The sequence below is a fragment of the Pantoea sp. SGAir0184 genome, assembly GCF_043544755.1.
In genome coordinates this window covers 647337-671237 of sequence record NZ_CP028050.1, presented here as the reverse complement: position 1 = coordinate 671237, position 23901 = coordinate 647337, and the positions used below count along the sequence as shown (strand labels likewise).

The window sequence follows — 23901 nt, the reverse complement described above, 5'->3', positions numbered from 1 at the left end:
CCACGCTGCCGCTAAGCCCTCAACAACGCCCGCGTCTCATCCATCACGCGCGCCAGCAGCGCCCGCGCCTGTTCAAACGACTGGATATTGGTGTAGCCAATCACCAGGCCATAGCGCTTTTGCGTCTGCGCGTACCAGCCCGACAGCGGCCGCGCGTATAGCGCCTGCTGCGCCCACAGCGTCGCCAGTGCCACGTCCTGGGTGCCACGCCGCAGAAACGCCACGATGTGCATACCACCGTCGGTCAGTTCAAAGGTAAACAGCCCCGGAAAACAGGCTTCGATGGCCTCCAGCATCATGCGGCGGCGCTGCTGATACAGGATGCGCATCTTCTTGATGTGGCGATAAAAATGCCCTTCGCTGAGGAACTGCGCGAGGATCTTCTGTGGCAGCAGCGGCAGGCCAGTTTCCAGAATCTCGCCCAGCTCGCCGAACTGCGCCAGCGTGTGCTGCGGCATCACCAGATAGCCGATGCGCATCGCCGGCATCATGGTTTTGCTGAAGGTGCCGGTGTAGATCACCCGGTCGTGCACATCCAGGCTTTTCAGCGCCGGAATCACCTTGCGCGTGTAGTGAAATTCGCCGTCGTAATCATCTTCAATAATCCAGCTGTCATGCTGCTGCGCCCACGCCAGCAGCTGATGTTTGCGCGGCAGCGACAGGCTAACCGCCAGCGGGCTCTGGTGCGTTGGCGTCACTACCGCAAAGCGCGCGTCGGCGTGATAGCGCAGCAGATAATCCACGTCGACGCCCTGCCCATCCACCGGCACATAGTGCAGATTGGGTGCGATGCGCTTCAGCAGCTGCTGGCCGAAGAAGTAGCCGGGATCTTCGAACAGCACTTTGTCGCCCGGCTGCGCCAGCACCGCCAGAATCAGTCGCAGGTTAGCGCGGTAGCCACTGGTGATGAAGATCTGCTCCGGCTGGCAGTTGAGGCCGCGCGAAATGTTCAGGTAGCTGGCGATGGCCGCCCGCAGCGGCGCATATCCCATCACCGGCGGTATCATCATCTCGTCCGGTCGCAGGCTGCGCGCCGCTTTCGCCGACAGCAGCCGCCACTTCTTGTGCGGAAACTCGTCCAGCGCCGGGATGCCGAGCCGCAGCTCGCCTTTGCCCTCGGTCACCGGCAGCAGCGCGGGCGTCGTCACCGGTGCGCGCGGTGGCGTAGCTGCGCTCGCCAGCTTCAGCTGTGGATTGACGCGCGTGCCCTTCGCACCCTGGCTGACAAAATAGCCTTCGCCGATAAGGATTTCATAGGCGGCCTCCACCGTTTTACGCGCCACCTGCAGCTCGCCCGCCAGCACGCGGATCGCCAGTACGCGGTCGCCCGGCCGAAGCTGTCCGGCAAGAATCTGCTGCCGGAAGCGCTGGTAAATCTCTTTGTAACCCACGCGTCACTCCTTTCTCAGCCACTGCGCTATGTCCTACCTGTTTTCACGCATAATGGCCCTGTTCGCTCAGACATAGCAGTTTAAGATGCAGGCATTCCCCCCGCAATACGGATGACAGCCATGAAGATTGTGCATTACGCCACCGCAGAACAACTCGCGCGCTGCTACCCGCTGATGCGTGCGCTGCGCGGGCGGCTGGCGGATGAGGCGCAGTTTATCGCTCAGGCGCAGCGTCAGCAGGCGCAGGGTTATCACCTCGCCGGTATCGAACATCAGGGACAGCCGGCGGTGCTGGCCGGTTATCGCCTGCTGGAGAATTTTATCCACGGCAGCTTCTGCTACGTCGATGACCTGGTAAGCGATCCCGCGCTGCGCGGTCAGGGCTTCGGCGCCGCGCTGCTCGACGGCTTAGCGGTGCTGGCGCGTGAGTACGGCTGCAGCCGCATGGTGCTGGATACCGCAATCAGTAACACCCGGGCGCAGGCGTTTTATCAGCGCTGCGGCTATCAGGCGCTCGGCCTGCATTTTTATCGCTCTATCGTATGAGGAACCACTGCATGAATGTGCTGCACATTAAAGTCAGCCCGGATCTGGCGGGATCGGCGTCGCGCATCGCCTCAGCGCGTCTGATCGAAAAGCTGCGCAGCCGCCATCACGATCTGCACGAGACGGTGCTGGATCTGGCGCAACAGCCGCTGCCGCATCTCGATGCTTTCACCATCAGGGCTTTTTTTACCCCACCGGAGGCGCGTGATGAAGCGCAGCGTAACGCCATTCGCACCTCGGAACGGCTGGTGGATCAGCTGTTTGCCTGCGACACCCTGGTTATCTCATCGCCGATGTGGAACCTCGGGCTGCCGTCGGTGCTGAAAGCCTGGTTCGACCATATTACCCGCGCCGGCCGCACTTTCGCCTTTACGCCTGAAGGCACCAAAGTCGGGCTGGTGAGTGGCAAAAAAGTTTACTGCGTGATGGCCAGCGGCAGCGTGTTTGCCCACGGGCCCTTTATGCAGGATGACCAGTTCACGCCGTACGTGCGCGCGGCGCTGGCGTACATCGGCATCAGCGATGTGCAGTTTATCCGCGTCGACGGCACGCACGACCCGCTCAGCCGTGCCCGCGCATTACCCGAAGCACTCGAAACCATTGAACGTCTGTTCTGACGGAGGAAAATCATGACTCAACGCGTTAACCATTTTAAAACCACCCCGGCGCTGGCCAAAGCGATGTCGGATTTGTCGAATAGCGTCGCCAGCGCGTCGCTGGAGAAGTCGCTCAGGCATCTGGTGGATATCCGCGCCTCGCAGCTCAACCACTGCGCGTTCTGCCTTGACATGCACATCAAGCAGGCGGCGATTGACGGCGAGCATGAGCTGCGGCTGCACCATGTGGCGATCTGGCGCGAATCGCCGCTGTTCAGCGCGCGCGAGAAAACCGCCTTTGCTCTGACCGAAGCGCTGACGCGCATTGGCGAGCACGGCGTTGACGAGGCGCTGTACGGTGAGCTGCGCGCGCACTTCTCCGAGGTGGAGATCAGCGAGCTGACCTTTAAGATCGCGGTGATCAATACCTGGAACCGGCTGATGATCCTGTCGCAGATGGCACCCGGCGCGCTCGACAGCGCTTACGGGCTGGATCGTGCTGATTTGCGGTAATTTTTATCGCCAGTGGCTGCGGCTGCTGGCGATAGCATGTTTTTCTGCGCGCCCTGACGCTATAGTGAGGTTTTGCACCACACAGGACACCGCGCATGAAAGGCATCAACATTGCGATTTACTTCGATCCCGACCTGATTCGCATCTGCGTTCACCAGCCGGATGACAGCTACCTCAGCCAGACGTTTCATTACGCCGACAGCGTGATTGAGGAGATTTATCAGTGGCTGGAGCAGTTCACGCCGGGTCGCACCCATATTTGCCTGATTGAGCACGACACCGCCGATATCCTCGCCGATGAGCTGGTGGACAACGGTTATCACGTGCATCAGGTGAGCCAGCATGCGCTGCTCAGCTGGTTCGCCAGTGAACCGCCCGCCACGCCGGACGGCTCGCCGGTGCGCGCGCTGCTGCGCTATCTGGAGAATGAGAAGCCGGCAGAGTATCAGTCACGCACGCCGCAGATTGAAGCGCTGATGGAATTGCTGGATGAGCTGGACGATCTGGAAGGCGTGGAGAGCGAGGAAGATGAGGATAACCTGCCGGATAACGTGCTGCGCCTGATGAAGCAGAAGAAAATCAGCGCCAGCGACGCCGCCCAGCGCCTGCTGCCAGACGTGAATGAACGCATTCGCGAGCATTTGATTCATTATCCCGAGCTGATGACGCCGGATTTGCTGGAAGATTTTTTCCCCGAGCTGCTGGAAGCGATGGAAACGCCGAAGCATTGATGATGCTTTGCGCCACGATGGGAAATGCAGATGACTGATTCTGTCCCGTTAATCGCACATTCTGTAGCGGCGCGATTTTTCGCGCGCCCTGGACAGCCGCATCGCTGTCTGATGCGCAATAAATTGCGCCGCTACGGGTTGGGTGCAATAAGAGCGCGTCTGAATGCTTTGCGCCACGATGGGATATGCAGATGACTGAGTCTGCCCCCGTTAATCGCACATTCTGTAGCGGCGCGATTTTTCGCGCGCCCTGGACAGCCGCATCGCTGTCTGATGCGCAATAAATTGCGCCGCTACGGGTTGGGTGCAATAAGAGCGCGTCTGAATGCTTTGCGCCACGATGGGATATGCAGATGACTGAGTCTGCCCCCGTTAATCGCACATTCTGTAGCGGCGCGATTTTTCGCGCGCCCTGGACAGCCGCATCGCTGTCTGATGCGCAATAAATTGCGCCGCTACGGGTTGGGTGCAATAAGAGCGCGTCTGAATGATGTGCCTGTTAACCGCGCCATCATGGGCGCACCTGGATGTGGAATAAATCATGCTGGAACTGTTCAAAGCCATCGGGCTCGGCCTGGTGGTGATTTTGCCGCTTGCTAACCCGTTAACCACCGTGGCGCTGTTTCTCGGCCTCGCGGGTGACATGAACTTTCAGGAACGCAATCGCCAGGCGCTGCAGGCGTCGATCTACGTGTTCCTGATTATGATGGTCGCCTGGTACGCCGGTAACGCGGTGCTGCACACCTTTGGCATCTCGATTCCCGGGCTGCGCATGGCCGGCGGGCTGATTGTCGCCTTTATCGGCTTTCGCATGCTGTTCCCCGCCAAACCGGTCGGGCATTCGGTGGAGGCCAAACACAAGCTGGATGAACTCGACGCCAGCGACGATCCGCGCGAAACGGTGAATATCGCCTTTGTGCCGCTGGCAATGCCGAGCACCGCCGGACCGGGCACCATCGCGATGATCATCAGTTCGGCCTCGACGGTGAAAGCCGGCGTCGATTTCCCCGCGTGGGTGGTGGCCATCGCGCCGGTGCTGACGTTCCTGGCGGTGGCAGTGATTTTATGGATTTCGCTGCGCAGCTCCGGCGCCATCATGAAGCTGGTCGGCAAAGGCGGCATCGAAGCGATTTCGCGCCTGATGGGGTTTTTACTGGTGTGTATGGGCGTGCAGTTTGTCATCAACGGCGTGCTGGAAGTGGCGCACACGTTTCATTAAACAATAAAAAATCGCACCGTACGCTAGCGGTGCGATTCATCGCGCAATGCCCGCCATCACGCGACGCCGGGCATTGCCATCAGGACAGCGCGCCAGGTCGCGCCGCTACGTTTTAGTGCAGCGTTTTCCGCACATCCGCCACCTGTTCTTTCGTCACTGCCGGCGCGTGGTTGCTCCAGCCCTGACGAATAAAGGTGGCCAGCTGCGCCACTTCATCATCGGTCAGACGATACGCAAACGGCGGCATCGCCAGCGTCGACGGCGCTTTCTCCGTTGAGGGCTGCTGCGCACCGGCCAGAATGGTGTGAATCAACCCGCTGGGGTCCTGCGCATTGACGATAGTGGCCTGATCCAGCTCCGGGAAGATCCCCGGTGCGCCTTTGCCGGTGACAAAGTGACAGGCACCGCAGTTGTCGAGATACAGACGCTCGCCTTCGGACAGATTCTTCGCCGCCGTCAGCTTCGCTTCGGTCTTCTGCTGCGCCTGCACGTCGTACGCCTGCAGCGGCGGATTGCCACCGAGGAACTTCAGGTAAGCGGCAATCGCTTGCAGATCGGCATCCGTCATGTGCGAGCTGGAGTGCTCCACCACCGACGTCATCTCGCCGCCCACCGCGGCTTTATCGTTACGTCCGGTTTGCAGATAATCGACAATCTCCTGCTCGCTCCAGCGTGGCACACCGCGCAGCGACGGCACCTCCCAGTTATTCAGGCTGCCGCCGGCGAGGAAGCGATCGTCGCTGCTGTCCAGCGCCTTCTCGTTCATGCCGAGGCCGCGCGGCGTGTGGCAGCTACCGCAGTGGCCGAGGCTTTCCACGATGTAAGCACCGCGATTAACCTCCGCCGACGCGCCGCCAATCGGCTGGAACGGTTTGTCAGAGGTAAACGCCCAGTTCCAGAAACGCATGCCCCAGCGCTGGCTGAACGGGAAGCTCAGCTTTGTTTCCGGCGGCTGTTCGCTGTCCGGCTTCACGCCCTGCATGAAGTAGACGTACAGCGCGTGCAGGTCTTCATCGCTGATTTTGGCGTAATCCGGGTACGGCATCGCCGGGTAAAGGCGCGAGCCGTCCGGCAGCACGCCTTTGCGCACCGCGTCCGAGAACTGCTGCTCGCTGTAGTTGCCGATGCCGTGCTGTTTATCCGGCGTGATGTTGGTGGAGTAAATGGTGCCGAGGTTCGACTCAATCGCCAGTCCGCCGGCGTAATCCGCTTTGCCGGCCACGGTATGGCACGCCATACAGTCGCCAAGGCGCGCCAGGTACTCGCCCTTTTTAATCAGTGATGCGTCATCTGCTGCCTGCGCCTGCACCGCACAGCTTCCCAGCAGCACCGCGTGAGCGATTAACAATGATTTTAATTTCATGTGCTTATGCCTGTACCAGTGGGCCGGGATTCTGCAAATAGTGCTCTTTGATAGCCTGCGCCGCCATCAGGGTAATCGCGCCGATGGTGTCGGTCGGGTTCGCCTGGAAGTTCTGCGGGAAAGCGTTACCGCCCGGCACAAACACGTTGTGCACATCCCAGCTTTGCAGGTACTTGTTCAGCGCCGAGGTTTTCGGGTTGTCGCCCATCACCGCGCCGCCCACGTTGTGGGTAGAGACGTATTTGGTCAGGTCAAAGTCAGCGCCCATCGGCAGGAAGCTCATGCTCATGCTGTCCGGATTCAGCTCTTTGGCGATGTCGCCAACGATGCCTTTCAGGTGCTGCTGCAGCTTGAGCTCGTTCTGTTTCCAGTTAAAGGTCATACGCAGCAGCGGCTGCCCGCGATGGTCGGTGTAGTGCGGATCCAGATCCAGATAGATATCGCGGTACGACTGGCAGGTGGTGGTAATACTGATCTTCATCGAATGGTTGTACCACTGCTCCAGCCCCTCTTTGTACCCCATGCCCCAGCTTGGTGTGCCTTTCGGCAGCGCGGTGCCAATCGGCGTACCGGTTGCCTGCGAACTGTGGATTTTGGCGCCGCCCAGGAAGCCAAGTCCCGGACCGTCGAAGTTGCCAGGCGAGATGTCGTTGAACATCTGACCGGTCGCGCCAGCGGTGGCGAAGGCGTTGAAGTTTTTGTCTTTGAAGAACAGCGTGGCGCCGCCGTTGGACAGAAACGCATAGTTACGCCCGACGACGCCCTCTTCGGTGATCGGGTTGTAGGGCTTGCCGATGCCGGACAGCAGCATCAGGCGCACGTTGTACAGCTGGAAGCTGGAGAGCACTACAATTTTCGCAGGCTGGAACACTTCGTTGCCGTCGGCATCAAAATAGAGCACGCCCTTCGCGGTTTTGCCGTCGTCGTGCAGCACCACTTTGTACACTTCCGCGTGCACTTCATAGGAGAAGTTCGGCATGCGCTTCAGCGCATCCATCACCGCCGTCTGCGGCGAAGCTTTTGAGTAGTTCAGGCACGGATATTTCGAGCAGTAGCCGCAGTAGTTGCAGGGAGCGATCTGGTTGCCGTACGGGTTTTTCCACGCGCGTGAGACGCAGGCTGACGGGTTCGGGAACGGATGATAGCCCAGCTTCTTCGCCGCCTCTTTGAACATCACGTTGTTCAGCGTATCGTCCAGCGCCGGCAGCGGATACGGCTCAGAACGCGGGCCTTCAAACGGATCGCCGCCTTCCAGAATTTGCCCGCGCAGGTTGCCGGTGGTGCCCGACTGGCCGCAAATCAGCTCAAACTTGTAGAAATACGGCTCGATCTCATCCCAGGTGAACGGGAAATCCATCACGCGCATGTCATCCTGCAGGATGCCGGGCTTATAGGCCTGATCGACGTAGGTTTTCAGTTTGATATCGGTGGGCGTGGGGCGAATCAGTACCGCTGTCCAGTGCATGCCCGCGCCGCCGACGCCGGTACCCGGAGCAAATGCGCCCCATTTGCGGGTTGGCAGCGCCGTCTGGTCCATGTTGTAACGCACGGTGACCGCCACTTCTTTTGGCGTGGCGAACACTTTGTTGCGCACGTTATAGGCGTACTCATCGGCCGGTTTCGGGTAAGCGAAATCCGGGTAGTCGCGCTCGCCACCGCGCTCAAGGGCGCGCACGTCCAGACCGGCCATTGCCAGCTCGATGCTCATCAGCGAGCCGGCCCAGCCGAGGCCGCACACCACGACGTCGACTTCTTTCTTTGTAATCTGTGCCATGTTTTTCTGTCTCACATACCAAATACGGGGATTCAGGCGCGTTCGCCCATCAGGCTGACCGGTCCGAGCGGATACGGCACGTTGTGCTGCTTCACCCACTCGGTGAAGCTGGCGCGTGCCCCCGGGAAGCCGATGGCGATCCAGGCTTTCATGCCTTTGTTGCCGCCGTACATGGGGTCAGCGAGGTAGCCGTGTTTGGTATCGGAAAGCAGCTGGCTGAAGAACTGCGAGGCTTTCAGGTTTGGTTCGCCCAGTGCGGCGAAGTCGATACCGTCGTTTTTATTCACTTTGGTCAGCACAGCGTCTTTCTCTGCCAGCGTCAGCTGAGAGAACGCTTTGTGGTAGGTGCTCTGCGTCCACTGCTCCACCAGTTTGATGCCGGTGCGATACATCTGCTGCGGCGTGAACGGGATCTGATAGCCCATGGTGGCGGGCGCGTGCACGTCAAACGGCCCCTGCAGGTAGATCTCTGCGCCGAACTCCGGGCTGTGCAACTGCTGGTCAATGAAGATTGGCACGTTGGTTTCCAGCGCACCTGGCGCTTTGCCGTTGCCACCGGCGGGGATCAGGCGATCGGTCGCGGCCAGAATAAATTGCCACTCCTCAGCGCTAAAAAAGATCGGTTTATAGTCGGCAAGGTCCGGTGCTGCCATTTCCGCAGCCTGGGCTGCAGTCAGTCCTTTTAAAACCAGGTCGCTTAATGGCAAAGCCAGCAACGACCCAAGTAAAAACTTACGTCTGGTGGTCGGTTTTTCTAAAAGCATGGCGCGAAGACTCTCACTTGCTAAGAAAGGGAATTATTTTTGTTAATAGATTTATAAATCGGCAAACAAGCTGGCAATCTTATGGATACAGATATTTCAGGATGTAAGCATTAAATTATAAATGTGTTTTGATGAGAAACCATCAACCTGACGAAAAGTCGCCAGGCGCTGTGGACGCGCTTTCGCAGCGGGAATTGCGCTTTTAACCGTACAAATGCCAGGAGATTAGCGCCAGAGACTGGGCAAATGACTGAAACAAATCGGCGTGAGAAATAGTCGCTCAGCTTAATTAATCAGAAAAAATCATACTTCCATACCAGAGCTTATTCTTATCAATAACCGCTTATTGGCTCAATGCGCAACGTCTGAGCGGTTTATTTCCTGAATATGACAGCGCGCGCACAAAATAACCGATTAGTTAATTTCCGGTATTAATTGTTATTTCCGGCACAGCTCAGAACAAACCGGCATTTAGCCAGCAGCGCGACAGCGATAAAGTCGTCGCATCAATTACTCAGGATAATCATGATGCGAGCACTCTTATTGTTCTTCACCTTATTCAGCAGCGCCTTTGCCCTGCAGGCCGCCACGCCAAAAGACACGCTGGTGGTGGCCGTGCCGCTCGACGGCATTATCAGCTTCGACCCGGCAGAAAGTTTTGAGACCGTCAGTAACAGCGTGCAGCGCAATATTTATCAGACGCTGGTAGAGGCCGATCGCGATGCGCCACAAAAACTCGCGCCGCTGCTCGCCACCTCATGGCAGCCCGGCAGCACGCCGCACAGCCTGGTGTTCAATCTGAAACCGGATGCGCATTTCGTTAGCGGTAACCCGGTGACCGCGCAGGACGTGGTGTTTTCGCTGACGCGCGCGGTGCAGCTCAACAAAGCCCCGTCGTTTATTCTCGCTGAGTTTGGCTGGACGGCGGACAACATCGCCAGCCAGCTGCGGGTTGTGAACGATCATCAGCTGGAGATTCAGTGGCCGGCGCAGATTGGTCAGGAACTGGCGCTGCGCCTGCTGACCGCGCCGGTGGCCTCGGTGGTGGACAGCAAAACCGTGCAGCAGCACATTACCACCAACGACAGCGGCAACGGCTGGCTGCACACTCACTCCGCGGGCAGCGGCGCATTCAGCATCCAGCAATATGTGCCGCAGCAGGCGCTGGTGCTGAGCGCAAATCCGCACGCCAGCCCGCAGCCGCAGCTGAAACGCATCCTGCTGAAAGGCGTGGCCGATGCCGGTGCGCGCCGCCTGCTGATTCAGCAGGGCGATGTCGATGTGGCATACCAGTTGGGCCCGGACCAGATCGATGCGCTGAAAAACGACCAGCAGTTGCGCATTGAGGCCTTCCCGTCGAGCCTGGTCTATTACCTGGCGTTTAATACGCAAAACAAAGCGCAGCCGGCGCTGGGTAATCCGGCGCTGTGGCAGGCGGCGCGCTGGCTGGTGGATTACAACGCCATTTCACGCGATCTGCTGAAAGGCCAGTACCGTATTCACCAGAGCTTCCTGCCGCAGGGCTTTGACGGCGCGCTGGAGAATCAGCCGTTCCATTACGATGTGGCCAAAGCCAAAGCGATCCTGGCGCAGGGCGGTATCAGGCCCGGCAGCAAATTCTCGCTGACGGTGATCAACCAGCCGCCGTACATCGACGTGGCGCAGGCGCTGCAGGCCAGCTTTGCCAAAGCCGACGTGCAGATTGAACTGCAGCCGGTGGCGGAATCGGAACTGTGGAGCAAAATGCGCGGACGTGATTTCCAGTCGATCTTTATTTACTGGGGCGCCGACTATGTGGATCCGAATACCAACGCCAGCGCCTTTGCCTATAACGTGCCGGGCGGCTCGAAAACGCTGGCATGGCGCGTCGGCTGGGAGATTCCCGAACTGAGCGCGCAGACGCGCACCGCAGCCGGTGAGAGCGACGCCAGCCAGCGCCGCGCGCTGTATACCGCGCTGCAACAGCGCGTACAGCAGGATTCGCCGTTCGTGGTGATGCTGCAGGGCGCGCAGCAGGTGGCGGTGCGCAATAATGTCAGCCACGTGCAGCAGGGCATCGGCGTGAGCCTGCTGTTTTTCGATGCGGTAGAGAAGAAGTAGGTGCGCGCTGCCCCTCATCACAGCCTTCTCCCGCCCGCGGGAGAAGGAGCCGATCGCGCAGGCAGCAACCGGAACTCCCCTTATTTTTCACCCAAATATCCCTCTCTCTCCCGCGCACCGCTTGCTATTCTTTGAGTCATTACGCAATGCCGGAGAGCGCAACCATTATGACTACCCCACTGCTGATCGCCCAGACGCCTGACCTTCAACTGCATCTGCTGCCCGCCATGGCTAACCGTCACGGACTGATAACCGGCGCGACCGGCACCGGTAAAACCGTGACGCTGCAAAAGCTGGCAGAATCCTTCTCCGCCATCGGCGTGCCGGTGTTTATGGCCGATGTCAAAGGCGATCTTTCCGGCATTGCGGCCGCGGGCGACGGCTCGGAAAAGCTGCTGGCGCGGCTGGCGAAGATTGGCGTCACCGACTGGCAGGCGCAGAAAAATCCGGTGATGCTGTGGGATATCTTCGGCCAGCAGGGCCATCCGGTGCGCGCAACGGTGTCCGATCTCGGCCCGCTGCTGCTGGCGCGGCTGCTCAGCCTCAACGAGGTGCAGTCCGGCGTGCTGCAAATTATCTTCCGTATCGCCGACGATCAGGGCCTGCTGCTGCTGGACTTCAAAGATTTGCGCGCCATGACGCAATACATCGGTGACAACGCCAAAGCGTTTCAGACGCAGTACGGCAATATCAGCAGCGCCTCGGTGGGCGCCATTCAGCGCGGCCTGCTGGCGCTGGAGCAGCAAGGTGCCGAACACTTCTTTGGCGAGCCAATGCTGGATATCCGTGACTGGATGCGCTGCGACGCTGACGGCAAAGGCTTCATCAATATCCTGGCAGCGGAAAAGCTTTATCAGCAGCCGAAACTCTACGCCACCAGCCTGCTGTGGCTGCTGGCGGAACTGTATGAACAGCTGCCGGAAGCCGGCGATCTGGAAAAACCAAAGATGGTGTTCTTCTTTGACGAAGCGCATCTGCTGTTTAACGACGCGCCGCCGGTACTGCTGGAGAAAGTGGAACAGGTGATTCGCCTGATTCGCTCGAAAGGCGTTGGCGTGTACTTTGTCACGCAGAATCCGGCGGACATTCCAGATAATGTGCTCGGTCAGTTGGGTAACCGCGTGCAGCATGCGCTGCGTGCCTTCACGCCGAAAGACCAGAAAGCGGTGAAAAGCGCCGCCGAAACGATGCGCGCCAACCCGGCGTTTAATACCGTGGAGGCGATTCAGGCGTTGGGCACCGGCGAGGCGCTGATCTCCTTCCTCGATGAGAAAGGCAGCCCGTCGATGGTGCAGCGCGCCATGGTGATCGCGCCGGGCTCGCGCATGGGGCCGGCCACTCCTGATGAACGCAACAGCCTGATCAACCATTCGCCGCTGTACGGCAAATACGACAGTGCCGTCGATCGCGAATCGGCGTTCGAAATGTTACAGCAAGGCGTGCAGGCCGCGCCGCAGCAGGCCGATGCGCCGCCCAGCAAAGGCAATAGCGTGGCGGTGGATGACGGCATTCTGGGTGGGCTGAAAGAGATTCTGTTCGGCAGCACCGGGCCGCGCGGCGGCAAGCGCGACGGCGTGGTACAGAGCGTGGCGAAAAGCGCGGCGCGCCAGGTGACTAATCAGATCATCCGCGGCGTGCTGGGCAGTCTGCTCGGTGGACGCCGCCGTTAATCGCCCTCTGCTATGATCGTGGTATGGATAAATATCAACAATTAAAACGGAGCAAGCGTCTGGCCCTGTCGCTGCTGCTGATTGCCGCCGCGACCTTTGTCGTGACGCTGTTTCTGCCGCCCACGTTCTGGGTGCTGGGGCTGAAGGCGATTGCCGAAGCGGCGATGGTCGGCGCGCTGGCCGACTGGTTTGCGGTGGTGGCGCTGTTTCGTCGCGTGCCGGTACCGTTCATCTCGCGCCATACGGCAATTATTCCACGCAACAAAGATCGCATCGGCGAGAATCTTGGCCGCTTCGTGCAGGAGAAGTTTCTCGATACCGATTCGCTGCTGGCACTGATTCGCCGCCACGATCCGTCACAGCTGCTGGCGCAGTGGCTCAATACGCCGGGCAACGCCGATCGCATTGGCCGCCATCTGCTGCAGGTGATGCGCGGTTTCCTCGATCTTACTGACGATCAGCGTATTCAGCGCTTTTTGCGCCGCGCGGTGCATCGCGCACTGGATAAGGTCGATCTGACCCAGTCCAGCGCGCTGCTGCTGGACAGCCTGACCAAAAACAATCGCCATCAGGAGCTGCTGGACGCTGCAGTGCAACAGCTGCTGCGTCTGCTGCACAAACCCGGCACGCGCGAGTTTATCGCGCTGCAGATTGTGCGCTGGCTGAAACGCGAACATCCGATCAAAGCCAAAGTGCTGCCGACCGAATGGCTGGGCGAACACAGCGCCGAGCTGGTCGCCAACGCGGTGGATTCGATTCTCGATGAAGTGGCGCGCGACCAGGGCCACGAATTTCGCCTCGGTTTTAACCGCGCGGTACAGCGCCTGATAGAGCGGCTGAAAAGCGATCCGGAGATGGCCGAACGGGCTGAGACCCTCAAACACTGGCTGAAAGAGGATGAGTCGTTCAACCGTTATATCGGCGAGCTGTGGCAGGACCTGCGCCGCTGGCTGAAGAGCGACCTCAACAGTGACGATTCGCGCGTGCAGGAGCGGGTGCGGCTGGCGGCGCTGTGGCTGGGCGAAACGCTCGCCGCCGATGAAGCACTGCGTACTTCAATGAATCAGCATCTGGAAGACGCTGCGCGCAGTGTCGCGCCGGAGTTTGCGGCGTTTCTCACCCGTCACATCAGCGATACGGTGAAAAGCTGGGATGCGCGCGAGATGTCGCAACAGATTGAGCTGAACATTGGCCGTGATTTGCAGTTTATCCGCATCAACGGCACGCTGGTGGGCGGTACCATTGGCCTGGTGCTGTTTTTGCTGTCGCAGCTGCCGGGCTGGGTGCAGACGTTGCGCTAACGGTGCGGGCATCGACCTGGTCGCCATGAATAAAAAAGGTCGCCATGAATGGCGACCCTACGGTAACGGTGCGGGAATGACAGGGGCGCCCTGAATCGCGCCCCTGCAACCATCACTACCGCCGCTTCAGCAACAGGTACAAACTGATGGCGAAGAACGCGCCGCTTGGCAGAATCGCGCCTAGCACCGGCGGTAAACCGTACACCAGACTCAGTGGCCCGAAGATCTGATCCAGCACGTAGAACAGGAAGCCAAAGCTGATGCCGGTGACCACGCGCACGCCCATCGATACGCTTCGCAGCGGACCAAAGATAAACGACAGCGCCATCAGCATCATCACCGCCACCGACAGCGGCTGGAAGATTTTGCCCCACATATTCAGCAGGTAGCGCCCGGATTCCTGGCCGCTCTGTTTGAGATATTTGCTGTAGTTATACAGACCGCTGATCGACAGCGCGTCCGGGTCCAGCGCCACCACGCCCAGCTTGTCTGGCGTCAGATTGGTTTTCCATTCGCCGCTCAGGCTCTGTGAACCGGTAATCTGCTTCGGATCTTTCAGGTCTGACTCATCCACCTGCGACAGCTCCCACAGTTTGCGATCTTTATTCCAGACTGCGGTGGCGGCATAGCGCACGCTCAGCAGACGTCGCTGGTCGGTGAAGCGATAGATACTGACGCCGTCGATCTCGTTGTCGCCTTTAATGCGCTCAATGTAGATAAAATCGTTGCCGTCTTTCGCCCACAGGCCGTTTTGCGTCGAGACCAGCGAGCCGCCGTATAGCTGCTGCGCCCGGTAGTTACGCGCCATCTGCTCGCCCTGCGGGGCGACAAACTCGCCCACCGCCATGGTCAGCAGCACCAGCGGAATCGCGGTTTTCATTACCGCCAGCGCCACCTGCAGACGGGTAAAGCCGGAGGCCTGCATCACCACCAGTTCGCTGCGCTGCGCCAGCGTGCCCAGCCCCAGCAGCGCGCCCAGCAGTGCCGCCATCGGGAAGAAGATCTCGATATCTTTCGGCACGCTGAGCAGCGTGTAGTAACCGGCATCCAGCGCGGTATACGCGCCCTGCCCGGTTTTACGCAGCTGATCAACGAACTTAATGATGCCCGACAGCGACACCAGCATGAACAGCGTCATCATGATGGTGTTGAAGATGGTTTTGCCGATATAGCGGTCAAGGACCTTAAACATCACACGGATCCTCCACGGCTAAAGCGCGCGCGGAAACGGCGCATCGGCACGGTATCCCATACGTTGAGCGCCACCGCCAGCGCCAGATACGCCAGGTTGACCACCCACATCCAGATCGCCGGATCAAACCGGCCTTTCGCCGCGTTAGAGCGCAGTGAGCTCTGCAGCAGGAAGAAGATCAGGTAGAGCAACATTGCCGGCAGCATCGACAGCACGCGGCCCTGACGCGGGTTAACCACGCTGAGCGGCACCACCATCAGCGCCATCACCAGCACAGCGAACACCAGCGTTAGACGCCAGTGCAGCTCCGCCTGGAACTGTGGCGTTTTGGTTTTTATCAGCGTGCTGATATCGGCCTGATCGGCATCGTTGGGATCGAGCACCGCCTCTTTGTATCCCACCAGCGCCTGATAATTGACGAAGTCGGTAATACGGAAGTCACGCAGCAGCGCCGTGCCTTCAAAGCGCGTGCCTTTGTCCAGCGTTACGGTCTGCGAGCCATCTTTGTGCTGCTCCATGTGACCGCTGTCGGCCAGCACTACCGATGGCCGTGCATTGCCCTTCGGCCGCAGTTGCGCCAGGAACACGCTGCCGAACTTGTTGCCTTTCACGTCTTCGACGAACAGCACGGTATTGCCGTCGCTGGAGGTCTGGAACTGCCCCGCCGCCAGCGCTGCCGCGCCCGGGTTGGCTTTGGCATTTTGTGTCACTTCATCCTGATAACGCGAGGACCACGGGCCAAGCCAGATCACGTTGACCGCCGCCACCAGCGAGGTGAACAGCATCAGGATCATCGCCGCTTTAATCAGGACGCCTTTACCCAGCCCGCAGGCGTGCATCACCGTGATTTCACTTTCGGTGTACAGCCGCCCAAGGGTCATTAAAATCGCCAGAAACAAGCTTAGGGGCAGGATAAGTTGTGCCATTTCAGGCACGCCAAGTCCTAACAATGTCAGAACCAGATTTGTTGGGATTTCGCCATCCACCGCCGCACCCAAAATCCTGACTAACTTCTGACAAAAGAAGATAAGTAGCAGGATGAACAGGATAGCCAGCTGGCTTTTGAGCGTTTCCCGAACCAGATATCTAATGATGATCACGCTTAGTACGCCTGTGAAAACTTGTCTTTTTGCAGGAAAATCGCTAGTTTCAACGCTTATCAGCCATTTTTCTTCATCAATGGCCGTCATGGTAGCTAAAATAGTATGACGAACGCGTTAGGGTGGTGAAAAAACAACACATTGTCACCCCACTCATTATGGCCGCCGGCGTTAAATTGTCATGGCGTCGCAACAAATTAATGGGTTACGAACGCGCTACATTCTAACGACAGCTAAGGCCGTTGTCTTTAAGATTCAGGAGAGTGCATGGAGTTCAGTGTAAAAAGCGGTAGCCCGGAAAAACAGCGCAGCGCCTGCATTGTGGTTGGCGTTTTCGAACCGCGTCGTCTGTCACCGATTGCCGAGCAGCTGGATAAGATCAGCGATGGCTACATCAGCGCGCTGCTGCGCCGCGGTGAGCTGGAGGGCAAAGTGGGCCAGACGCTGCTGCTGCACCATGTGCCAAATATCCTGTCCGAACGTATCCTGCTGATCGGCTGTGGTAAAGAGCGTGAGCTGGATGAGCGCCAGTACAAACAGGTGATTCAGAAAACCATCAATACCCTGAACGACACCGGTTCGATGGAAGCGGTGTGCTTCCTGACCGAACTGCACGTTAAAGGGCGCAATACCTACTGGAAAGTGCGCCAGGCGGTAGAAACCTCTAAAGAGGCGCTGTACAACTTCGACCAGCTGAAAAGCAACAAAGTTGAGCCGCGCCGTCCGCTGCGCAAGCTGGTGTTCAACGTGCCGACCCGCCGTGAGCTGACCAGCGGTGAGCGCGCTATTCAGCACGGTCTGGCCGTTGCCGCCGGCGTCAAAGCGGCGAAAGACCTGAGCAATATGCCGCCGAATATTTGTAACGCCGCGTATCTGGCGTCGCAGGCACGTCAGCTGGCCGATGCGTACAGCAAAAACGTTACCACCCGCGTGATTGGCGAACAGCAGATGAAAGAGCTGGGCATGAACGCCTATCTGGCGGTCGGTGCCGGTTCGCACAACGAGTCGCTGATGTCGGTGATTGAGTACAAAGGCAGCAGCGACGCCGATGCGCGCCCTATCGTGCTGGTGGGCAAAGGGCTGACCTTTGACTCCGGCGGCATCTCCATCAAGCCTGCCGAGGCGATGGATGAGATGAAATATGACATGTGCGGCGCGGCGTCGGTGTACGGCGTGATGCGCATGGTGGCGGAGCTGAATCTGCCGCTGAATGTGGTCGGCGTGCTGGTGGGCTGTGAGAACATGCCGGACGGGCGCGCGATGCGTCCGGGCGACGTGCTGACCACCATGTCCGGCCAGACGGTTGAAGTGCTGAATACCGATGCCGAGGGCCGCCTGGTGCTGTGCGATGCGCTGACCTACGTTGAGCGCTTCGATCCGGAAGTGGTGATTGACGTCGCTACCCTGACCGGCGCCTGCGTGATTGCGCTGGGCCATCACGTCAGCGGGTTGATGTCGAACCACAATCCGCTGGCGCACGAGCTGATCAGCGCGTCAGAGCAGTCGGGCGACCGCGCGTGGCGTCTGCCGATGGCCGATGAGTATCAGGAGCAGCTGGAATCCAACTTTGCCGATATGGCCAATATCGGTGGCCGGCCGGGCGGCGCAATTACCGCCGCCTGCTTCCTGGCACGCTTTGCGCGCAAGTTTAACTGGGCGCACCTGGATATCGCCGGCACCGCCTGGCGCTCCGGCAAAGCCAAAGGCGCGACCGGCCGTCCGGTGCCGCTGCTGTCGCAGTTCCTGCTGAACCGCGCTGGCCTGAACGGCGACGATTAAGAGCCGGGGCGAATGCTGCAACGGTACGTATGAATGCGTTTGACGCCGTGCGGCCATTGGAACGGTGCGCATGAATGCGCACCCTACGGGTGTGATGGTGCGTATAAATGCGTTAAATACCGTGCGGCCATTGGAACGGTGCGCATGAATGCGCACCCTACGGGTGTAATGATACGTATCACTGCGCACCCTACGGTGTAGGGTCGCCGTTCACGGCGACCTGATTATCAGCCGCACGGTTTACAGGGTCGCCGTTGATGGCGACCTTATTATTGGACGCCGCAATCTTACTGTCGCACAATGCGCCCCACTGTCATTGATGGAAATAACCTGCCATGAAAAACGCCACCTTCTTCGTGATGGAGTCTGAAAGCGCCAGCGACGGCTTAAGCGCCATCGAAGCGCTGGTGTGCGAGTTGGCCGCCAGCCGCTGGCGAGACGGTAAGCGCATCCTGATTGCCTGCGAAGATGAACAGCAGGCCAATCGGCTGGATGAAGCACTGTGGCAGCGTCCGGCCAACGCCTTTGTGCCGCACAATCTGGCCGGCGAAGGCCCGCGCTACGGCGCGCCGGTTGAGCTGGCCTGGCCGCAGCGACGCGGCAGTGCGCCGCGCGATCTGCTGATCAGCCTGCTGCCGCAGTTTGCAGATTTTGCTACCGGTTTCCATGAAGTGATAGACTTCGTACCTTATGAAGAATCCCTGAAACAACTGGCGCGTGACCGCTATAAAGCGTATCGCAGCGTTGGTTTCCAATTGAATACGGCGACGCCACCCCCGCCGCAAACGACATAGCAGATATGGAAAAGACATATAACCCGCAAGATATCGAGCAGCCGCTCTACGAGCACTGGGAACAGCAGGGCTACTTCAAACCGAATGGCGATACCAGCCAGGAAAGCTTTTGCATCATGATCCCGCCGCCGAACGTCACCGGTAGCTTGCATATGGGTCACGCCTTCCAGCAAACCATCATGGATACCATGATCCGCTACCAGCGCATGCAGGGTAAAAACACCCTGTGGCAGGCAGGTACGGACCACGCCGGTATCGCCACGCAGATGGTGGTTGAGCGCAAGATCGCCGCTGAAGAGGGCAAAACGCGTCAGGATTACGGTCGTGACGCCTTTATCGAAAAAATCTGGCAGTGGAAGGCTGAATCCGGCGGCACCATCACCCGCCAGATGCGTCGCCTTGGCAACTCGGTTGACTGGGAGCGCGAGCGCTTCACCATGGATGAAGGCCTGTCCAACGCGGTGAAAGAAGTCTTCGTCCGTCTGTACAAAGAAAACCTGATTTACCGTGGCAAGCGCCTGGTGAACTGGGACCCGAAACTGCGCACGGCGATCTCTGATCTCGAAGTGGAAAACCGCGAGAGCAAAGGCTCAATGTGGCACATTCGCTATCCGCTGGCGGACGGCGTGAAAACTGCCGAAGGCAAAGATTACCTGGTGGTGGCCACCACCCGTCCGGAAACCCTGCTGGGCGATACCGGCGTGGCGGTCAACCCGGAAGATCCACGTTATAAAGATCTGATCGGCAAAGAGGTGATCCTGCCGCTGGTGAACCGTCGTATTCCGATCGTCGGCGACGAACACGCCGATATGGAGAAAGGCACCGGCTGCGTGAAGATCACCCCGGCGCACGACTTCAACGACTACGAAGTGGGCCGTCGTCACAAGCTGCCGATGATCAACATCCTGACCTTTGATGGCGACATCCGCGAGCGTGCGGAAGTGTTCGACACCAACGGTGAAGTCAGCGATGCCTGTTCCGATGAAATTCCGCCGCAGTTCCAGAAGATGGAGCGTTTCGCCGCGCGTAAAGCGATTGTCGCCGCCGTTGACGAGCTCGGCCTGCTCGACGAAATCAAACCACACGATCTGACGGTGCCGTACGGCGACCGCGGCGGCGTGGTGATCGAGCCGATGCTGACCGATCAGTGGTACGTACGCACGGCACCGCTGGCGAAAGTCGCGGTGGAAGCGGTAGAAAACGGCGATATCCAGTTTGTGCCGAAGCAATATGAAAACATGTACTTCTCGTGGATGCGCGACATCCAGGACTGGTGCATCTCACGTCAGCTGTGGTGGGGCCACCGCATTCCGGCCTGGTACGACAACAACGGTAACGTCTATGTTGGCCGCAGCGAAGAAGAAGTGCGTCAGGAAAACAATCTGGCCACCGACGTGACGCTGCGCCAGGATGACGACGTGCTTGATACCTGGTTCTCTTCCGGCCTGTGGACATTCTCTACGCTGGGCTGGCCGGAGAATACCGAAGCGCTGCGCACCTTCCATCCTACCAGCGTGCTGGTGAGCGGCTTCGACATCATCTTCTTCTGGATTGCGCGCATGATCATGCTGACCATGCACTTCATCAAAGATGAGAACGGCAAGCCGCAGGTACCGTTTAAAACCGTCTACATGACTGGTTTGATCCGCGATGAAGAAGGCCAGAAGATGTCCAAGTCGAAAGGCAACGTCATCGATCCGCTGGATATGGTGGACGGCATTTCGCTGGAAGATCTGCTGGAGAAACGCACCGGCAACATGATGCAGCCGCAGCTGGCTGAGAAGATTCGCAAACGCACCGAGAAGCAGTTCCCGGACGGTATCGTGCCTTCCGGCACCGATGCGCTGCGCTTCACCCTCGCCGCGCTGGCGTCCACCGGTCGTGACATCAACTGGGATATGAAACGCCTGGAAGGCTACCGCAACTTCTGTAACAAGCTGTGGAACGCCAGCCGCTTCGTGCTGATGAACACCGAAGATCAGGATTGCGGCCAGAACGGCGGCGAGCTGAAGCTGTCGCTGGCGGATCGCTGGATTCTGACGGAATTCAACAGCACCGTGAAAGCGTACCGCGAAGCGCTGGATAGCTATCGCTTTGATATCGCTGCTAACATTCTGTACGACTTCACCTGGAACCAGTTCTGTGACTGGTACCTGGAGCTGACCAAGCCGGTGATGAACAGCGGCAGCGAAGCGGAGCTGCGCGGCACGCGCAACACGCTGGTGACGGTGCTGGAAGCGTTGCTGCGCCTGGCGCATCCGATCATCCCATTCATTACCGAGACCATCTGGCAGCGCGTGAAAGTGCTGAAGAACATCGACCACGATACCATCATGCTGCAGCCGTTCCCGCAGTATGACGCGGCGAAGGAAGACGCGGAAGCGAAGGCCGATATCGAGTGGATGAAGCAGGCGATTGTGGCGGTGCGTAATATCCGTGCCGAAATGAACATCGCGCCGAGCAAGCCGCTCGACGTGCTGCTGCGCGACTGCTCGCCGGCGGCGCAGCGTCGTGTTGAAGAGAACCGCAACTTCCTGTCGCGCCTGGCGCGTCTGGAGAGCCTGACCATTCTGCCAGCCGGCGAGAAAGGTCCGGTCTCGGTGACCAAGATTGTTGATGGCGCAGAGCTGCTGATCCCGATGGCAGATCTGGTCAACAAGGAAGCCGAGCTGGAGCGTCTGGCGAAAGAGCTGGTGAAGCTGGATGTCGAGATCGAGAAGATTCAGACCAAACTGGCTAACGAAGGCTTTGTATCGCGCGCACCAGAAGCGGTGGTGGCGAAAGAGCGCGAGCGCGTAGCCGAGCTGGAGCAATCAAAAGCAAAACTGATTGAACAGCAGGGCGTGATTGCGGCATTGTAAGCGCTTCAGTCCTGACGCTTAATCGAAGCCGGGCACTGCCCGGCTTTTTTCTATCGGAAGATTATGATGACCACCGCCACGCCACTTAACCTGCAGGTGCGCCCGATTGTCGCCGCCGATAATCCGCGGATTGCGCAGGTGATCCGCGATGTCTCCGCCGAGTTCGGCCTGACGGCGGATAAAGGTTATACCGTGTCCGACCCGCAGCTCGATCGGTTGTTTGAGCTGTACAGTGCGGCGGACAGCGCCTACTGGATCGTGGAGCATGAAGGTCAGGTGGTCGGCGGCGGCGGCGTGGCACCGCTCGCCTGCAGCGCACCGGATATCTGTGAGTTGCAGAAGATGTATTTCCTGCCGTCGGTGCGCGGGCTGGGTTTAGCGCGCGAACTGGCGCTGCGCGCAATGGATTTTGCCCGCCAGCGCGGGTTCCGGCGCTGCTACCTGGAGACCACCGGCAGCCTGACGCGCGCCATTAAGCTCTATCAGTCGCTGGGCTTTGAACAGATTGCGGACGCGATGGGCTGTACCGGCCACGTGGATTGCGAAGTGAGAATGCTGCGGGTGTTGTGAGGGAAAAACCACTCACTTCTCTACCGCAACGCCCTGCGCCAGCTGACCAATCAACGCCCCCAGCGTCTCTACCGCCGCCTCAGCGCGTGCATCCCACGGCCAGGCGGTGTTGAAGCGGAAGCAGTGGCTAAAACTCTCGCTGCTGGAAAACAGCTGGCCCGGCGCAATACTGATGCCCTGCTGTAGCGCCAGATGATACAGCTGCGTGGCGTTAATCTGCTCCGGCAAGGTAATCCACAAAAAGTAGCCACCGGGCGTATCGCTGATGTGCGCCTCGGCGGGCAGCACGCGGCGTAGAGCCTGCTGTGCCAGCTGTTTGCGCTTCGCCAGCGTCTGACGCAGCTTTTTCAGATGCGTATCGTAGCTGCGGGTGCTGAGAAAATCCGCCAGCGCCAGCTGCATCGGCGCGCTGGTCGAGAGCGTACTCATCATCTGAATGCGCTGCACGCGCTGCGCATAGCGCCCCGCCGCGACCCAGCCCACGCGAAATCCCGCCACCAGATTTTTCGAAAAGCTGCCGCAGTGCAGCACGTAACCCTCGCGGTCGAACGCTCTGGCTGGCAACGGCTTATCGTGGCCGTGATACAGGTCGCTGTAGACGTCGTCCTCTATCATCGCCACCTGATAACGCGTCAGCAGTGCCACCAGCTGCTGTTTGCGCCCGGCGCTAAGCGTGAAGCCGAGCGGATTCTGCCGGTTGGTCATCAGCCAGCAGGCTTTCACCGGCCAGCGCTGCAGCGCCTGCTCCAGCTCATCCAGATCGATGCCCTGCTCCACATCGCTGGCGATAGCTATCGCGTTCAGCTTGAGCCGTTCAATCGCCTGCAACGCGCCATAAAAGGAAGGGTTCTCGATCACCACCCAGTCGCCCGGTTCGGTCACCGCCTGCAGGCTGAGATTCAGCGCTTCCATCGCACCATTGGTAATGACGATGTCATCCGGCGACAGCGTAATACCCTGCTGCGCATAACGCTGGGCGAGGATTTTTCGCAGCGCTTCATTACCGGGCGGCAGATTATTCAGGGCATCGGTGGGTTTAAGATTGTGCGAGACCTTCACCAGCGAGCGCATCAGCTGGCGCTGGGGAAACAGTTCCGGATCGGGGAAAGCAGAACCAAACGGCATGATGGCCGGATCGCGCGTCGCCTGCAGCACATCGAACACGAAGCTGTTGGTATCGGCCTGATCGGTTTTAGCGATCGCCTGGGTTGGCAAACGCGGACGGCTCTCCGCCGCGCGCGGTGCCACGTAGTAGCCCGACTGCGGCTTCGACACAATCCAGCCCTGGCTCTCCAGCACTTCGTAAGCGTGCATCACCGTCATCAGGCTCAACCCGCTCTGCTCCGCCTGCTGGCGCAGCGACGGCAGCTTTTCACCCGGCGGCCAGATGCGTGCTTCGATTTGCGTACGTAGCTGATCTACCAGCTGCTGGTATTTGGCCATGGCGCCTCCGCTGCGGAAATGTCGCGCGCCAGTTTACATGGATTGGTTCGGAGAGGATATCGCGTCCTCAGAGACATTCAGAACTGATGTTGCACCGTACGACTGGAAGCTGAGCGAAGGTGTCAGGGATGCTGCGGCTTTTTGTTGGGTTGGGTGCGGTCTGGCCCTCACCCCGGCCCTCTCCCGCACGCGGG

19 protein-coding genes are annotated in these 23901 nt (G+C 59.3%); 12 read left to right on the top strand and 7 right to left on the bottom strand.

Annotated elements, in window-relative coordinates; all coding sequences use genetic code 11:
- Positions 1 to 11: 11 nt before the first annotated feature.
- Complete coding sequence (locus tag C1N60_RS03110; protein ID WP_394521379.1) at positions 12 to 1391, bottom strand: MocR-like pyridoxine biosynthesis transcription factor PdxR; 1380 nt, start codon at positions 1389 to 1391, stop codon at positions 12 to 14.
- Positions 1392 to 1511: 120 nt separating this feature from the next.
- On the opposite strand from C1N60_RS03110, the gene C1N60_RS03105 reads away from it, so the two are divergent.
- The 5 genes from C1N60_RS03105 to C1N60_RS03085 all read left to right on the top strand — a co-directional run bounded on the left by C1N60_RS03105 (position 1512) and on the right by C1N60_RS03085 (position 4996).
- Positions 1512 to 1937, top strand: a complete 426-nt coding sequence (locus tag C1N60_RS03105; protein WP_159377945.1) for a GNAT family N-acetyltransferase — start codon at positions 1512 to 1514, stop codon at positions 1935 to 1937.
- Positions 1938 to 1948: 11 nt separating this feature from the next.
- A complete protein-coding gene (locus C1N60_RS03100; protein ID WP_241798640.1) occupies positions 1949 to 2554 on the top strand; it encodes an FMN-dependent NADH-azoreductase in 606 nt (201 codons plus the stop codon).
- A gap of 12 nt (positions 2555 to 2566) precedes the next feature.
- Positions 2567 to 3046: a carboxymuconolactone decarboxylase family protein gene (locus tag C1N60_RS03095; protein ID WP_021506730.1), complete on the top strand. Its 480-nt coding sequence runs from the start codon at positions 2567 to 2569 to the stop codon at positions 3044 to 3046.
- A 95-nt stretch (positions 3047 to 3141) separates the two neighbouring features.
- A complete protein-coding gene (locus C1N60_RS03090) occupies positions 3142 to 3777 on the top strand; it encodes a hypothetical protein (protein ID WP_021506729.1) in 636 nt (211 codons plus the stop codon).
- Between the two features lie 541 nt (positions 3778 to 4318).
- The gene (locus C1N60_RS03085; protein ID WP_021506728.1) at positions 4319 to 4996 is read left to right on the top strand and encodes a MarC family NAAT transporter; all 678 of its coding nucleotides are present in this window, start codon (positions 4319 to 4321) and stop codon (positions 4994 to 4996) included.
- A 112-nt stretch (positions 4997 to 5108) separates the two neighbouring features.
- Here the strand turns inward: C1N60_RS03085 and C1N60_RS03080 are convergent, their stop codons facing one another.
- The 3 genes from C1N60_RS03080 to C1N60_RS03070 are packed head-to-tail and all read right to left on the bottom strand — an operon-like array spanning position 5109 to position 8897.
- Positions 5109 to 6359 (bottom strand): c-type cytochrome, encoded by a 1251-nt coding sequence (locus C1N60_RS03080; RefSeq protein WP_058776587.1) that lies wholly within the window; start codon positions 6357 to 6359, stop codon positions 5109 to 5111.
- A 4-nt stretch (positions 6360 to 6363) separates the two neighbouring features.
- Positions 6364 to 8133 (bottom strand): GMC family oxidoreductase, encoded by a 1770-nt coding sequence (locus C1N60_RS03075; protein WP_021506726.1) that lies wholly within the window; start codon positions 8131 to 8133, stop codon positions 6364 to 6366.
- Between the two features lie 32 nt (positions 8134 to 8165).
- Positions 8166 to 8897, bottom strand: a complete 732-nt coding sequence (locus C1N60_RS03070; RefSeq protein WP_031279537.1) for a gluconate 2-dehydrogenase subunit 3 family protein — start codon at positions 8895 to 8897, stop codon at positions 8166 to 8168.
- A gap of 525 nt (positions 8898 to 9422) precedes the next feature.
- On the opposite strand from C1N60_RS03070, the gene C1N60_RS03065 reads away from it, so the two are divergent.
- From C1N60_RS03065 to C1N60_RS03055, 3 genes are all read left to right on the top strand, one after another.
- On the top strand, positions 9423 to 10997 hold the full coding sequence (locus C1N60_RS03065) for an ABC transporter substrate-binding protein (RefSeq protein ID WP_394521378.1): 1575 nt from the start codon (positions 9423 to 9425) through the stop codon (positions 10995 to 10997).
- 167 nt (positions 10998 to 11164) lie between these two features.
- Positions 11165 to 12667 (top strand): helicase HerA-like C-terminal domain-containing protein, encoded by a 1503-nt coding sequence (locus tag C1N60_RS03060; RefSeq protein WP_058757213.1) that lies wholly within the window; start codon positions 11165 to 11167, stop codon positions 12665 to 12667.
- A 23-nt stretch (positions 12668 to 12690) separates the two neighbouring features.
- Positions 12691 to 13968 (top strand): DUF445 domain-containing protein, encoded by a 1278-nt coding sequence (locus C1N60_RS03055; RefSeq protein ID WP_394521377.1) that lies wholly within the window; start codon positions 12691 to 12693, stop codon positions 13966 to 13968.
- Positions 13969 to 14083: 115 nt separating this feature from the next.
- Here C1N60_RS03055 and lptG read toward each other — a convergent pair whose 3' ends face one another.
- Positions 14084 to 15160: an LPS export ABC transporter permease LptG gene (lptG, locus tag C1N60_RS03050; protein WP_021506721.1), complete on the bottom strand. Its 1077-nt coding sequence runs from the start codon at positions 15158 to 15160 to the stop codon at positions 14084 to 14086.
- Positions 15160 to 16260, bottom strand: a complete 1101-nt coding sequence (gene lptF, locus C1N60_RS03045) for an LPS export ABC transporter permease LptF (RefSeq protein ID WP_031279533.1) — start codon at positions 16258 to 16260, stop codon at positions 15160 to 15162. Before lptF ends, lptG begins: the two co-directional genes overlap by 1 nt.
- A gap of 267 nt (positions 16261 to 16527) precedes the next feature.
- Between lptF and pepA the strand changes: the two genes are divergently transcribed.
- From pepA to C1N60_RS03025, 4 genes are all read left to right on the top strand, one after another.
- Complete coding sequence (gene pepA / locus C1N60_RS03040; RefSeq protein WP_021506719.1) at positions 16528 to 18039, top strand: leucyl aminopeptidase; 1512 nt, start codon at positions 16528 to 16530, stop codon at positions 18037 to 18039.
- Positions 18040 to 18374: 335 nt separating this feature from the next.
- Positions 18375 to 18833 carry a DNA polymerase III subunit chi gene (locus C1N60_RS03035; RefSeq protein ID WP_058757215.1) on the top strand — a complete coding sequence of 153 codons (459 nt, stop codon included), beginning with the start codon at positions 18375 to 18377 and terminating at the stop codon, positions 18831 to 18833.
- Positions 18834 to 18838: 5 nt separating this feature from the next.
- Positions 18839 to 21694, top strand: coding sequence for a valine--tRNA ligase (locus C1N60_RS03030; RefSeq protein WP_058776584.1), 2856 nt, complete (start codon positions 18839 to 18841; stop codon positions 21692 to 21694).
- 63 nt (positions 21695 to 21757) lie between these two features.
- A complete protein-coding gene (locus C1N60_RS03025; RefSeq protein ID WP_370586218.1) occupies positions 21758 to 22264 on the top strand; it encodes a GNAT family N-acetyltransferase in 507 nt (168 codons plus the stop codon).
- Positions 22265 to 22276: 12 nt separating this feature from the next.
- Here C1N60_RS03025 and C1N60_RS03020 read toward each other — a convergent pair whose 3' ends face one another.
- The gene (locus C1N60_RS03020) at positions 22277 to 23707 is read right to left on the bottom strand and encodes an aminotransferase-like domain-containing protein (protein WP_021506715.1); all 1431 of its coding nucleotides are present in this window, start codon (positions 23705 to 23707) and stop codon (positions 22277 to 22279) included.
- Positions 23708 to 23901: the final 194 nt, after the last annotated feature.